Source organism: Herbaspirillum sp. WKF16, assembly GCF_028993615.1.
Lineage (GTDB): Bacteria > Pseudomonadota > Gammaproteobacteria > Burkholderiales > Burkholderiaceae_D > Herbaspirillum.
Genome location: NZ_CP118632.1, coordinates 885,860 through 898,733, shown reverse-complemented (window position 1 = coordinate 898,733; position 12,874 = coordinate 885,860). Strand labels below are relative to the sequence as shown.

The window sequence follows — 12,874 nt, the reverse complement described above, 5'->3', positions numbered from 1 at the left end:
CCGGTTTCTGATTGAGGAGCCAAGGCTCATCCGCCCTCAGGCCCGATCGTTCTTGCCCCGGCCGCCTGCTTTGGCGCCATCCGGCCTCGCGCCTTGTCTCCGGGCTTTACGCGCTGCATCCCGCTCACGACTATCCGTTCCCCGGCAGACAAGCCTTCCCGGATAACACGCTGGTCTCCGTGCAGGCTGCCCAGCCTGACTTCCCGGTATTCGATCTGGTCGTTCTTGTCGAGCACCAGGACAAACTTCTTGTCCTGATCGGTATTGATCGACTTTTCGTCGATCAGGAGCGCCTGGTGCGGAACGCTGCCGCCTACCCTGAATCGGCCGTATAGCCCCGGAACAAGGGCGCCATCATTGTTCTCGAAACGGGCGCGAACGCGGATGGTTCCGGAGGAGGTATTGAGATGATTGTCTACAGACTGGATCACACCTTCTCGCGAATACCTGTCCTCATTCGCGAGTCCCAATTCCACCGGCAGCTTTTGGCTATTCTTGACTTGCCCGATGTACTGCAGATAGGTTTGCTCATCGACGTCGAACTCGCCATAGATCGGCGTCTGGGACACGATGCTGGTCAGCGGCATGGCGCTTGCGCCGGCCGTCACGATATTGCCGACCGTGATTTCCGCGCGCGAAACCCGGCCGGCGACAGGCGCCGTCACCTTTGTGTAGTCCAGGTTGATTTGGGCGCTTTCCAGGCCCGCATGAGCGACCAGCAAGTTCGCGCTGGCTTCGCGCTCCGCGTTCTGCTTCTCGTCGTAGTCGCGCCTGGCGATCGCCTTTTCTCCAATGAGCCGTTGAGCTCGCTCCCAATCGCGGCGCGTATAGTCCACGCGTGATTGCGCCGCAGCCAGCAATCCCGCCGCGCGCGCGACTTCCGCCCGATAAGGACGCGGATCAATGACAAAGAGCACGTCGCCCTTCTTCACCCTGGCGCCATCGCGGATGTTCACCGAGACAATGGGCCCCGACACCATCGGCCGGATGTCGACCTTTTCCACGGCGGCAAGCCTGCCCGAGTAGCTTTGCCAATCCACGACGGTGCTTTCCTCGACAACGGCAACGTCGACTTCCGGAAGATTGCCGGCCGATGACGGCGCAGTCGCGTTGCTGCGGTTGGTACCAAGCAGCGCGCCGCCGGCAACGATAGAGACAGCCAGCGCCGCGGCGGCTATCTTTGGTTTTGATAGGGAGAACTTGGCCATGATTGGAGTATTGAATGCGTGGTCTTTGAAATGGGAAATCGGCTGCCAAGGACGCCTGCTGCGCAAGAAGCGTCAGGCATCGGCTTGAGAGCCTGCAAAAGAAAATGAGTGAGCTTGTGATGGATGAGATGGCATCGGAAATTCCATTGCTGAAGCAGCCGTCGAATTCTCGCCAACTGTTGGGGATGCACAAAGGACGTACTTCCCTCATTTCCCGCCGCGCATGGCGCGCCTGGGCGTCGCGTCGCCCCGACGCAAGTTAGGCGCACCTATTTACCAGGCGGCAATTATTTAGAATGACGGTTTTTGAGGGATACGCGACATTCTCGTCATTCCGTTTTGCTGCAATATGTATGTTTCGATTGCCTCGCTCTGGTGAAAGCCAGACACATTGCCGTGATGACTATCGCCACACCACAGGTATCGGCTGCAGGGCGGCACAGCGCTCTACGCGATATCGCATTCTTTGTTTTTCCGGGATTCCAGATCCAGGATCTGAGCGGCCCCTTGTCCGCCTTCGAGATCGCATCCAAAAGCGGCATCGGGGAGGTATATCGTTGCCATGTGGTATCCATTGAGGGAGGAATGGTCGCCAGCTCCTCGGGACTTGCGGTGGATACACAGCGCATACGCTCCGCGCCCTATCACACCGTTTTTGTCACGGGCGGTGAGGTGTCAATGGACCCATTTGATCTCCCCCGCGTACCCGAGCAGTTGTATGAAGCACTGGAGAGGGGGACGAGCCGGATAGCCAGTGTCTGCACCGGGGCGTTCATGCTCGCGCAAACGGGTCTTCTGGACGGCCGCAGCGCGACAACGCACTGGAAATACACGATGCGGCTGCAGCGCCAATTTCCCAGGATCAAAGTCGAAGGTGATCGCATCTACACCAGGGACAACCGGATCTGGACTTCCGCTGGCATTACGGCAGGAATCGATTTGACCTTGGCGATGATCCAGGAGGACTTGGGAAGCGATGTTGCGCAGTTCGTATCCAAGATGATGGTGGTCTACCATCGGCGTCCCGGCAATCAATCGCAGTTCTCGGCGATAGCCGATATGGAACCCGAATCGGACCGCATTCGCCATGTGCTCTCCTACATGCGGGAGCACTTGAACGAGACACTGACAACTGAACTCCTGGCCTCAGTCGCCTGCCTCAGCCCACGTCAATTTGGCAGATCATTTCTGGCAGAAACCGGTGAGACGCCCGCCAAAGCGGTGGAGCGTCTGCGCGTTGAGACGGCCAAGGCCAGGGTCGAAAGAAGCGCGGAGCCAATAGAAGCGATTGCCCGACATGTGGGCTTCATCGATCCAGAGCGGATGCGCCGCGCGTTTGTTCGCATATATGGCTATCCGCCTCAGAACGTTCGGCGCATGGCGCTGCAAGCCAGTGCGGCATCTGCATCCGAATAGAACATTCCAGCATCGGCGCTGAACCGAGGCCTGATAGGCATCGCGATCGGCCGCTTATCCTAAGCGTCAAATGAAAAAGGGACTCCGATTTCTCGGAATCCCTTTCAGATACTGGTGGCCCCCCCGTGAGTCGAACACGGCACCAACGGATTATGAGTCCGCTGCTCTAACCAAGCATGAGCTAGGGGGCCAAAAAATCAGCCGGCGATTTTAACATCGTCGCCGGCTGATCTTGACACCCTTTGAATCAATTCCCTTCCAGGAAGCTCTTCAGCTTGTCGGAGCGCGACGGGTGGCGCAGCTTGCGCAGCGCCTTGGCTTCGATCTGGCGGATGCGCTCGCGGGTGACGTCGAACTGCTTGCCGACTTCTTCCAGCGTGTGGTCGGTCGACATTTCGATGCCGAAGCGCATGCGCAGGACCTTCGCTTCGCGCGGGGTCAGCGAGTCAAGGATGTCCTTGACCACGCCGCGCATCGAAGCGTGCAACGCCGCGTCGGCCGGGGCCAGCGTGTTGTTGTCTTCGATGAAGTCGCCCAGGTGCGAATCGTCGTCGTCGCCGATCGGCGTTTCCATGGAGATCGGCTCCTTGGCGATCTTCATGATCTTGCGGATCTTGTCTTCCGGCATTTCCATCTTGATCGCCAGGGTCGCGGGATCCGGCTCGGCGCCGGTTTCCTGCAGGATCTGGCGCGAGATGCGGTTCATCTTGTTGATCGTTTCGATCATGTGCACCGGAATACGGATGGTGCGCGCCTGGTCGGCGATGGAGCGGGTGATGGCCTGGCGGATCCACCATGTCGCGTAGGTCGAGAACTTGTAGCCGCGACGGTATTCGAACTTGTCCACCGCCTTCATCAGGCCGATGTTGCCTTCCTGGATCAGGTCCAGGAACTGCAGACCGCGGTTGGTGTACTTCTTGGCGATCGAGATCACCAGGCGCAGGTTGGCCTCGGTCATTTCACGCTTGGCCATGCGCGCCTTCTTCTCGCCGGCGCCCATCTTCTTGTTGATGGCGCGCAGGTCTTGCAGCGGCAGCACGACGCGCGCTTGCAGGTCGATCAGCTTTTGCTGCAGCTCCTTGATGGCCGGCACGTTGCGGCTCAGCACGGTGCTGTAGTCGTGGTTGGCGGCGACTTCGCCGTCGACCCAGTCCAGGTTCACTTCATTGCCGGGGAAGACCTTGATGAAGTGCGAGCGCGGCATGTTGCACTTGTTGACGGCCACGTCCAGGATCTGGCGCTCGACGCTGCGCACTTCTTCCACCTGCGCGCGCAGGGTGTCGCACAGCTTCTCGACGACCTTGGCGGTGAAGCGGATGCCCAGCAGTTCATTGGAGATGATCTCCTGCGCCTTGACGTAGGGCTTGGAGTCGTAGCCTTCCTTCTCGAAGGCCTTGCGCATGTTCTCGAACTGGGTGGCGATGACGCCGAACTTGCCCAGCGCGTCGCGCTTCAGCTGTTCGAGCTGCTCGGCCGAGAAGCCGGCGGCGCCGGAACCGCTGTTCTCGCCTTCCTCTTCTTCTTCCTCGTCCTCTTCTTCTTCCTCGTCCTCGTCGGATTCGTCGGAATCGGAAGCGGCCTCGACCTGCTGTTCGGTTTCGTTGGGGTCGACCAGGCCGTCGACGATCTCGTCGACCTTGATCTCATCCTTGGCGATGCGGTCGGCCGCCACCAGGATCTCGGCGATCGTGGTCGGGCAGGCGGAGATGGCCTGGATCATGTCCTTCAGGCCGTCTTCGATGCGCTTGGCGATTTCGATTTCGCCTTCGCGGGTCAGCAGTTCGACCGAACCCATTTCGCGCATGTACATGCGCACCGGGTCGGTGGTACGGCCGAAGTCGGAATCGACGGTCGACAGCGCGGCTTCGGCCGCGGCTTCGGCGTCGTCGTCGCTGGCCACGTTGGCCACGTTGTCCGACAGCAGCAGGGTTTCGGCGTCAGGGGCGTGCTCGTAGACCGAGATGCCCATGTCGCTGAAGGTGCCGATGATGCCTTCGATCGCTTCCGGATCGACGATATTCTCGGGCAGGTGGTCGTTGATTTCGGAGAAGGTCAGGAAGCCGCGCTCCTTGCCCAGCTTGATCAGGGTCTTGAGCTTCTGGCGGCGGCGTTCGAGTTCTTCTTCGCTGGCTTCGGTGTCGGACGAGAAGGCGTCCTTCAGCAGGGCCTTTTCCTTGGCCTTGCGGTCCTTGGCCTTGGCCTTGTCGACGGCCTTCAGTTCGGCGCGCTCGACGGCGTTGAGAGCGGCGACTTCGTCGCTCTCCGGCTGGAATTCCTTGGGCTTGCGGCCGCGACGGCCGGGCACCTTGACCGACGGCAGCACATAGCCGGACGTGTCGATGGCTGCCAGGGCAGCGGCATCTGTGGTTTGGCTTACGCTCGACGACGCGGTTGAGCTGACGTCCTTGCCCTCGACGTTTTCAGCTTTGGTCGTCTTGGCGGTCTTGGTTTCTGGTTTCTTGGTGGTCACGGAAGTCTTCGATTTCACAGAAACCGCTTTTTCGGCGGCTTGAGGTAACTTTTTGGCTGGCGTTGCAGTCGCGCTGGGCGCTGCGGCGCGGGCCGGCTTGACGGGAGCCGCCTTGGCTACCGCATTCTTTGGCGTTGCCGCCGTCGCAGTCCTGGCCGCCGGTTTCACGGCCTTGGCCGCGGGTGCGGCCGGCTTGGCTGCGGGCTTGGCGACGACCGCCTTGGACGGCTTTGCGACAGCGGTGGATTTTACCGCCGTTGCAGCCTTCGTGCTGCTCGTGCTCTTTGCGGGCGCTGCTGGAGTTTTTGCGGGTTTCTTCATTGCATTTGCCATAGAATCAACTGCCAATTGAGATTTCACTCATTGCGCCAATCAAGTCATGCTAATGATGCAACTCCGGTACCGGTTACCCGGTAGACTCCGGCTGCACGCGCAACGTTCCTTTTTGCCTTTACGCCCTTCGATCGCGGATAGCGGGCAGTTTCGCCATTCCTTGTCCAGCCTGCGGTTGCGCCGCATGCCGGCATCGCAGACCCGGAGCAAAGATACTCATCCGAGCCTGGACGCTTGGGGCCGCCAGGTTGAAAATGCAAAGGCCATCCGGCGGAACTAAAGCCTTACAGTATAGCACAGATGGGGCTCTTTTCTTCCCGATCAAGCCGTGAACGACGCTGATCGGGTACGTAAATCACGGCAATTTGCATCGCCTTACCGTTCTTTCCGCCTTGCTTGCACATTCCCGGGAGCAAGACGCCTGCCGCATGAAATCGCGCCTTCCCTCCCGCCCTTGCTCTTGCCCTTCTTCCCACGGCGCCGTCCGGCGACGCCGCCTGGTTCAGCCCGCCACCGCGGCGGCACCCTGGCGCTTCAGGTCTTCCTTGGCCTGCATCAGCTCCCGGTAGCGGTTGCGCTCTTCCTCGCTGCGCAGGTTGGACGCCACCAGCGCCTGCATCTCTTCCTCGATCGCGCGGATCTTGCTCTGCCGTATGGCGCCGATCATCTCGGCGCGCACGGCGTCGAATTCGGACTCGGTCTCGGAGGCGATCTCGGCGATCATCGAATCGAACTCGGGGCCGGCCTCGCGCAGGTGCTCGACCAGGCTGGCGAAATTGGCGTGCTCGCCCATGCCCTGCGCCACGCCGACCAGGTGGCCCAGCATCTCGGCGCGATCGGGCGCGATGCTGGCCACTGCCTGCAGCGCCTCGTCGTCGAGCTCGACGGCCAGCTGCGGGTGCGCCACCAGGAGGCGCATGATCTGGCGCTCCAGGCCGGCCGGCGCGGTGCGCTTGGCCCGCGGCGGCGGCGCCTTGACGCGCGCCACCGGCTTTTCCAGTTCGAATAATGCTTCAATCTCGGCCGGGGTTGACTGCGTCGCCTGGGCCACGCTGCGCACGATCTGCAGCCGCAGCGCCGAGGCCGGCAAGGCCTGCAGCATGGGCTTGGCGGCAAACTGCGCGTGCGCGCGGCCTTCCGGCGTGCGCATGTCGTTCTCGCCGATGATCTCGCGCAGCAGGAACTGCGACAGCGGCAAGGCTTCGCGGATCTGCTCCTCGAAGGCCGGCGCGCCCATCTCGCGCACGTAGCTGTCGGGGTCGTGCTCCTTGGGCAGGAACAAGAACTTGATGGTCTTGTTGTCCGAGGCGTGCGGCAGGCAGGCCTCCAGCGCGCGGCGCGCGGCGCGCCGGCCGGCATTGTCGCCGTCGAAGCTGAAGATCACCTGGTCGGTCTGGCGCAGCAGCTTTTGCACGTGCACCGGGGTGCAGGCCGTGCCCAGCGTCGCCACCGCCTGCGGGAAGCCCAGCTGCGCCAGCGCCACCACGTCCATGTAGCCTTCGGTCACCAGCGCGTAGCCGGCCTCGCGGATCGCCTGGCGCGCCTCGAACAGGCCGTACAGTTCGCTGCCCTTCTGGAACAGCGGCGTTTCCGGTGAGTTCAGGTACTTGGGCTCGCCGCCATCCATCACGCGGCCGCCGAAGCCGATCACCTGACCCTTGGTATTGCGGATGGGGAACATCACGCGGCCGCGGAAGCGGTCGTAGCGCTTGCGGCGGCCGCCGCCGCTCTCTTCTTCGCTCTTGTCGATCACCAGGCCGGATTCGACCAGGGCCTCGTTTTCGTATTCGGGAAAGACCTGGCGCAGGCTGTCCCATTCGTCGGGCGAATAGCCCAATCCGAAACGCGCCGCGATCTCGCCGGTCAGGCCGCGCCCCTTAAGGTAGCCGATGGCCGGCTGGGCGCTGCGCAGCTGGGCCCGGTAAAAATCGTTGGCGCGCGACATGACGTCGGACAGCGCCATGCTCTTGGCCTGCTTTTCCTGGCGCTGCGCCAGGGGAATGTTGTCCTCGCGCTCCGGCACCACCATGCCCGCGCCCTGGGCCAGGTCCTTGACCGCATCCACGAAACCCATGCCCGAATACTCGATCAGGAAGCTGATCGCGGTGCCGTGCGCGCCGCAGCCGAAGCAGTGGTAGAACTGCTTGGTCGGGCTGACGGTGAAGCTGGGGGATTTCTCGTTGTGGAAGGGGCACAGGCCCATGAAATTGGCGCCGCCCTTCTTCAGTTGCACGAAGCGTCCCACCACGTCGACGATGTCGACGCGGTTCAGCAAGTCCTGGATGAACGACTGTGGGATCACCTTGGCGGAGCGCTCAGGCGCGAATCAGCATAAGGGTTGCGCTCAGGGCGCCAGCGCGGCCTTGACCAGCGCGGACACCGCCGTCATGTCGGCGCGGCCGGCCAGCTTGGGCTTGAGCACGCCCATCACCTTGCCCATGTCCTGCGGGCCGGCGGCGCCGGTGGCGGCCACGGCGGCCTGCACCTCGGCCTTGATCTCGCCTTCGGAGAGCGCGGCGGGCATGTAGGTTTCCAGCACCAGCAGCTCGGCCTTCTCGATGTCGGCCAGATCCTGGCGACCGCCGGCTTCGAACTGGGAGATGGAATCCTTGCGCTGCTTGACCATCTTGTCGATGATGGCCAGCACGTGCGCATCGGTCAGCTCGATGCGCTCATCGACTTCCTTCTGCTTCATCGCCGCCGTCAGCAAACGGATGGTGCCCAGCTTGCCCATTTCCTTGGCGCGCATGGCGGCCTTCATGTCTTCCGTGATTTGCTCTTTCAAACCCATTAGATGCTCCGAAGATGAGGTAGATGTGTCTTGTCGCTGCCGTTGCCGCAGCCGGGCGGCGGGCAAGGGCGCAAGGATACCGGTGATGCGCAGTGTTGCCGACCATTAAGATCGTAGACCATGGATGCGCTTATCGCCAGTGCCGCAGGCCGGATCGCGCCCCGTTGCATCCGATATGCGGCCGCCGCCCGGAAAAACCAGGCACGGGGCTGGGCCGGCGCAAAAACGATTTCGGCGAAAAATGCGAAAACCCGCTGCGGACCAACACCGGAGCGGGTTTGCACATCAGCCGCGCGAATGCGCGGCGAGGAATTCTTAGTACAGCTTTTTCGGCAGTTGCTGGCTGCGGATGCGCTTGTAGTGGCGCTTCACAGCGGCGGCCAGCTTGCGCTTGCGCTCAGCGGTCGGCTTTTCGTAAAACTCGCGTGCGCGCAGTTCGGTCAGCAGACCAGTCTTTTCAATGGTGCGCTTGAAGCGGCGCATTGCGACTTCGAACGGCTCGTTTTCTTTTACACGAATGGTGGTCATTTAATTCAAACCAAAAAGGTTAGGCTGGATTAGCAAAGAAAGCGATTCTAACAGACTGAAACCCCGATTGGAAGGCCAAACGTGGCATTTTTTCCACCTGAAGCCGAAAATCCGGATAAAAATCAATCGCTTAGCGAGGTCAAGCTGAGGCAGTCCATGAACTGCTGCGCCCATTCTTGTCAGGCCGACAATCCCGCCGCCATGCCCGAGGCCCAGGCCCACTGGAAATTGTAGCCGCCCAGCCAGCCGGTGACGTCGACCGCCTCGCCGATGAAGTGCAGGCCCGGCACCTTGTCGGCCATCATGCTCTGCTGCGACAGCTCGCGCGTATCCACGCCGCCCAGCGTCACTTCGGCTTTGCGGTAGCCCTCCGAGCCGCTGGGCAGGATCACCCAGCGGTTGAGCGAGTCGCCCAGCCGGCGCAGGGACTTGTCGGGCATGTCGGCCAAGCGAGCGCCGGCGTCGAAGCCGTTGACCTTAAGCCAGCCCTCGGCCAGGCGACCGGGCAGCCATTGCGCCAGCAGGTTGCCGAGATTCTTCTTCAGCGCGCCCTTGCCGGCGATCAGGGTTTCGGCCACGTCCAGCTCCGGCAGCAGGTTCAGGGTCAGCGGCGTGCTCAACTTCCAATAGCTGGAAATCTGCAGGATCGCCGGACCGGAGAGACCGCGATGGGTAAACAGCAGATCCTCCAGGAAATGGCCGCGCTCCTTCTTCTGCCCGGTTTCCACTTCCACCTGCAGCGCCAGGCCGGCCATCTCGGCGAACGGCTCCCAATGCCTGCCGTCGAAGGTCAGCGGCACCAGGCCGGGGCGCGTCTCTACCAGCTTGAGGTCGAACTGGCGCGCGATGCGGTAGGCGAAATCGGTGGCGCCGATCTTGGGGATGGACAAGCCGCCGGTGGCGATCACCACGCTGGAGGCGAGGATCTCGCCGGCGCCGGTGTCGATGCGAAACAGCTCGCCGCTCTTGCCTATCCCTTCCACGCTGCACGGCATGCGCCAGGCCACCTGCCCGGCGTCGCACTCGGCCTTGAGCATGGCGATGATGTCCTCGGCCGAATCGTCGCAGAACAGCTGGCCCTTGTGCTTCTCGTGGAAACCGATGCGATGGCGATTGACCAGCGCCAGGAAATCCTGCGGCGTGTAGCGCGACAGCGCACTGCGGCAGAAATGGGGATTTTGCGACAGGTAGTTCTGCGGGCCGGCGCCGATGTTGGTGAAGTTGCAGCGCCCGCCTCCCGAGATGCGGATCTTCTCGGCCAGCTTGCCGGCATGGTCGATCAGCACCACGCTGCGGCCGCGCTGGCCGGCCACCGCCGCGCACATCATGCCGGCTGCTCCCGCGCCGATCACGGCGACGTCGAATTGTTGCTGGTTGCTGCGCATGGATCCTCCGGCATGCATCTCGGATGCTGCCCGAGTTCGATTCGAAACCGTGATTGTCCGCGATCCGGCGCCCCAAAGACAAGGGGCCGGCATCTTGCGATGCTGGCCCCCTGCCCTCGTTCGCCTTGCCGTCCCTTGCGCTCTGCAATCGCCCGGGACGCCGCGGCTACTGGAAACGGCTCACTGGAAATACGGCGGCGGCGCCTCGCCCATCCACAGCTCCGACGACAGGCGCATCATGTCGTTGAGCGATCCGCGCTGCGCGAACATCTGGCGCAGCCAGCCGGCGTCGGACAGGCGATCATGCGCGATGCGGCGCAGGCGCTGCACGGTCTGCTGCTCGGCCTCGTTCTGCACGTAGGGCTCCAGCACCTGCAGCTGCTGCAGCAGGTGCTCGAAGATCGGCAGCTTGCGCGACTCCGAGGGCGTGGCGCCGTGCAGCGCCAGCATCCCGTTCAGGCCGAAGCGGCTGGCCTCGAAGCGGTTGTACTGGTAGAGCAGGTAGAAATCGTCGCCGACCACGAAGGGACGCTCGGTCAGCACCCAGCGCGCCAGCAGCTGCGCATAGGCGCCCAGGTGCGCGGCGTGCTCGATGGTCAGCGGGGTGTCGCAGACGCGGATCTCCACGGTGCCGTACTCCGGCTTGGGGCGGATGTCCCAGTAGAAGTCCTTCATGCTGGCGACGATGCCCATCTGGATCAGCTCGTCGTAATAAGTCTCGAACTCCGCCCAGCGGGTATGCACCGGCGCCGTGCCCGACAGCGGGAAGGCGCGCACCACGTTGCTGCGCGAGGAATCGAACTTGGTGTCGGCGCCCTGGTAGAACGGCGAGGCGGCCGACAGTGCGATGAAGTGCGGCACGTAGCGCGAGAAGGCGTGCGTCAGGTAGAGCGCATCGTCGCCGTTGGGCACGCCGATGTGGATGTGCTGGCCGAACACGGTGAAGGTCTTGGCCAGGTAACCGTACTTCTCGTGCAGGTAATGGAAGCGCTCGCTGGGCGTGATGCGCTGCTCGTTCCAGTGCTGGAACGGGTGCGCGCCGCCGCCGGAGACGTCGATGTTGAGGTAGCGCGCGCCGTTGTTGAGCGCGGCGCGCAAGCCCTTCAACTCCTCGATCAGGTCGTCCACGCGGGTGTGGATGCCGGAGTTGAGCTCGATCATGCCCTGCGTCATTTCCAGCTTGATCTGCTTTTGCAGATCGCGCGGCTCGATCCAGTTCAACAGGTCGACCGCGTCGCTGGCCAGGTTGTAGTTGCGGCGGTTGACCAGCTGCAGTTCCAGCTCGATGCCCATGGTGAAAGGCGTCGACGAGCTGAAGGGCAGGATGCCGGCGCTGGTCTGCAGGCCGGCCACATGCGCGCCGGGCGCGGCCTCGTGTTGAGGCTCTTGGATCAGTGTCTCGGTATTCATTCGCGTCCACTCTCTCCGGATTTGATCAGCGCAAACTGGGTCGCCACCGGTCCCATGAACTCCAGCACCACCATGGCGCCTGCCAGCAACGGCAGCACGTTGGCGGTGGTGTGCGGGTACAGCGACGACACCGTTTGCATCAGCCCCACCCCGACCTCGGTCATGGGCAGGGTTCCCAATGTCAGCAGTCCGGCCTGGCGCCAGTTCATGCGCGCAAAACGCGCGAACAGGAACACACCGATGCCCATGGCCAGGAAGCGCGCGGCCACCAGGATCAGCACCGAGAAGCCAAGCACGGTCAGGTCCGACAGGCGCATCGACGCGCCCACGGTGACGAACAGCATCACGATGAACAGCTCGTTGGCGACGCCGAATTCGAGCTCCATCAGGTCGAACTGGCGATCCAGGTTCTTCGACAGGATGGCGAAGATCAGCATGGTCAGCATCACCGGCAGGTGCAGCGCGTGCGCCACGCCGATGGCCAGCGCGATCACCGAGATCACCAGCACGAACTGCGAGCTGCCTTCGCGGCCCAGGAGGCGCGCCAGCGGCATCATCAGCCAATAAGTGAGGTAGGCCAGGATGGCCGAGCCGAACAGCGAATACAGGGTGTGCTGGATCAGCGTCGAGACCGGCGTGCCGGCCTCATGCGCGATCACCGGCAGCAGCGCGTAGGCGGCCAGCACGGCGACGAAGTTGTTGAGCGCCGTCATGGCAGCCAGCCGCCGCGTGACCTGGCCTTCGGCCTTGAGGTCGCGCAACACCACCAGCACCACGGCTGGCGCCGTGGCGATCGCCATCACGCCGCCCAGGAGCGCCATGACATTGTCGGATCCGAACCAGCTCAGGGCGATGCTGACGAAGGCAAAGCACAACACCGCCGACGTGCCCACGGTGATCAGCAGCCACTTCTCGCGGCGCAGCCAGCCGATGTCGACATAGCGCCCGAGCTGGTAGACCACCAGCGCCACGGCGATGTCGGCAAACACGTTGGTGACCTTGAGCACCTCGCCCGAAAGCAGGTTGAGGCCGCCGGCGCCAAGCACGAAGCCGACCAGCAGATAACCCGTGATGCGCGGCACCCAGGGCGACTTGGAAACGATGTAACCCGCGATCAGCCCGAACAGCAGCAGTCCGCCGAATACCAGCAGGGCATTCCATTGCAGCGTCTGTGCGAGGGTGAACGACGGAAGAGCCCACTCCATATCTCCTCCTGAACAAAGAATCGGATTGTTGAAACCGCGCGCCGCGGCGGACAAGCCGCTGCCTGCACTGCGCGGATCGCGTGAGCGCCGGTAAGCCGTTCGACATGTCGATGGATGCTTGCCCGATG

At 62.8% G+C, this 12,874-nt stretch carries 10 protein-coding genes and 1 tRNA gene; 2 read left to right on the top strand and 9 right to left on the bottom strand.

Annotation, left to right across the window (positions count from 1 at the left end; all coding sequences use genetic code 11):
• Nucleotides 1–26: 26 nt before the first annotated feature.
• On the bottom strand, nucleotides 27–1,208 hold the full coding sequence (locus Herbaro_RS03995) for an efflux RND transporter periplasmic adaptor subunit (RefSeq protein WP_275012549.1): 1,182 nt from the start codon (nucleotides 1,206–1,208) through the stop codon (nucleotides 27–29).
• 399 nt (nucleotides 1,209–1,607) lie between these two features.
• On the opposite strand from Herbaro_RS03995, the gene Herbaro_RS03990 reads away from it, so the two are divergent.
• Complete coding sequence (locus Herbaro_RS03990; RefSeq protein WP_275012548.1) at nucleotides 1,608–2,624, top strand: GlxA family transcriptional regulator; 1,017 nt, start codon at nucleotides 1,608–1,610, stop codon at nucleotides 2,622–2,624.
• Between the two features lie 112 nt (nucleotides 2,625–2,736).
• On the opposite strand, the gene Herbaro_RS03985 is transcribed toward Herbaro_RS03990, so the two are convergent.
• Nucleotides 2,737–2,815: transfer RNA gene (locus Herbaro_RS03985), tRNA-Ile, on the bottom strand.
• 56 nt (nucleotides 2,816–2,871) lie between these two features.
• A complete protein-coding gene (rpoD, locus tag Herbaro_RS03980; RefSeq protein ID WP_275012547.1) occupies nucleotides 2,872–5,094 on the bottom strand; it encodes an RNA polymerase sigma factor RpoD in 2,223 nt (740 codons plus the stop codon).
• 112 nt (nucleotides 5,095–5,206) lie between these two features.
• Here rpoD and Herbaro_RS03975 point away from each other — a divergent pair, with 112 nt between their 5' ends.
• Entirely contained in the window at nucleotides 5,207–5,446 is a 240-nt protein-coding gene (locus Herbaro_RS03975; RefSeq protein ID WP_275012546.1) for a hypothetical protein, read from the top strand.
• A gap of 483 nt (nucleotides 5,447–5,929) precedes the next feature.
• On the opposite strand, the gene dnaG is transcribed toward Herbaro_RS03975, so the two are convergent.
• From dnaG to Herbaro_RS03945, 6 genes are all read right to left on the bottom strand, one after another.
• On the bottom strand, nucleotides 5,930–7,729 hold the full coding sequence (gene dnaG / locus Herbaro_RS03970; RefSeq protein ID WP_275012545.1) for a DNA primase: 1,800 nt from the start codon (nucleotides 7,727–7,729) through the stop codon (nucleotides 5,930–5,932).
• A gap of 42 nt (nucleotides 7,730–7,771) precedes the next feature.
• Entirely contained in the window at nucleotides 7,772–8,218 is a 447-nt protein-coding gene (locus Herbaro_RS03965) for a GatB/YqeY domain-containing protein (RefSeq protein ID WP_275012544.1), read from the bottom strand.
• Between the two features lie 315 nt (nucleotides 8,219–8,533).
• Nucleotides 8,534–8,746 (bottom strand): 30S ribosomal protein S21, encoded by a 213-nt coding sequence (gene rpsU, locus Herbaro_RS03960; RefSeq protein WP_006462949.1) that lies wholly within the window; start codon nucleotides 8,744–8,746, stop codon nucleotides 8,534–8,536.
• A 179-nt stretch (nucleotides 8,747–8,925) separates the two neighbouring features.
• A complete protein-coding gene (locus tag Herbaro_RS03955) occupies nucleotides 8,926–10,131 on the bottom strand; it encodes a BaiN/RdsA family NAD(P)/FAD-dependent oxidoreductase (protein ID WP_275012543.1) in 1,206 nt (401 codons plus the stop codon).
• 180 nt (nucleotides 10,132–10,311) lie between these two features.
• On the bottom strand, nucleotides 10,312–11,541 hold the full coding sequence (locus Herbaro_RS03950; RefSeq protein ID WP_275012542.1) for a YbdK family carboxylate-amine ligase: 1,230 nt from the start codon (nucleotides 11,539–11,541) through the stop codon (nucleotides 10,312–10,314).
• Nucleotides 11,538–12,746 (bottom strand): cation:proton antiporter, encoded by a 1,209-nt coding sequence (locus tag Herbaro_RS03945; protein ID WP_275012541.1) that lies wholly within the window; start codon nucleotides 12,744–12,746, stop codon nucleotides 11,538–11,540. The genes Herbaro_RS03950 and Herbaro_RS03945 overlap by 4 nt, the downstream gene beginning before the upstream one ends.
• Nucleotides 12,747–12,874 lie beyond the last annotated feature (128 nt).

Coding starts and splice junctions, on each gene's coding strand:
- Herbaro_RS03995 (WP_275012549.1), bottom strand. CDS start 1,208: ATGGCCAAGTTCTCCCTATCAAAACCAAAGATAGCCGCCGCGGCGCTG.
- Herbaro_RS03990 (WP_275012548.1), top strand. CDS start 1,608: ATGACTATCGCCACACCACAGGTATCGGCTGCAGGGCGGCACAGCGCT.
- Herbaro_RS03965 (WP_275012544.1), bottom strand. CDS start 8,218: ATGGGTTTGAAAGAGCAAATCACGGAAGACATGAAGGCCGCCATGCGC.
- rpsU (WP_006462949.1), bottom strand. CDS start 8,746: ATGACCACCATTCGTGTAAAAGAAAACGAGCCGTTCGAAGTCGCAATG.
- Herbaro_RS03955 (WP_275012543.1), bottom strand. CDS start 10,131: ATGCGCAGCAACCAGCAACAATTCGACGTCGCCGTGATCGGCGCGGGA.
- Herbaro_RS03950 (WP_275012542.1), bottom strand. CDS start 11,541: ATGAATACCGAGACACTGATCCAAGAGCCTCAACACGAGGCCGCGCCC.
- Herbaro_RS03945 (WP_275012541.1), bottom strand. CDS start 12,746: ATGGAGTGGGCTCTTCCGTCGTTCACCCTCGCACAGACGCTGCAATGG.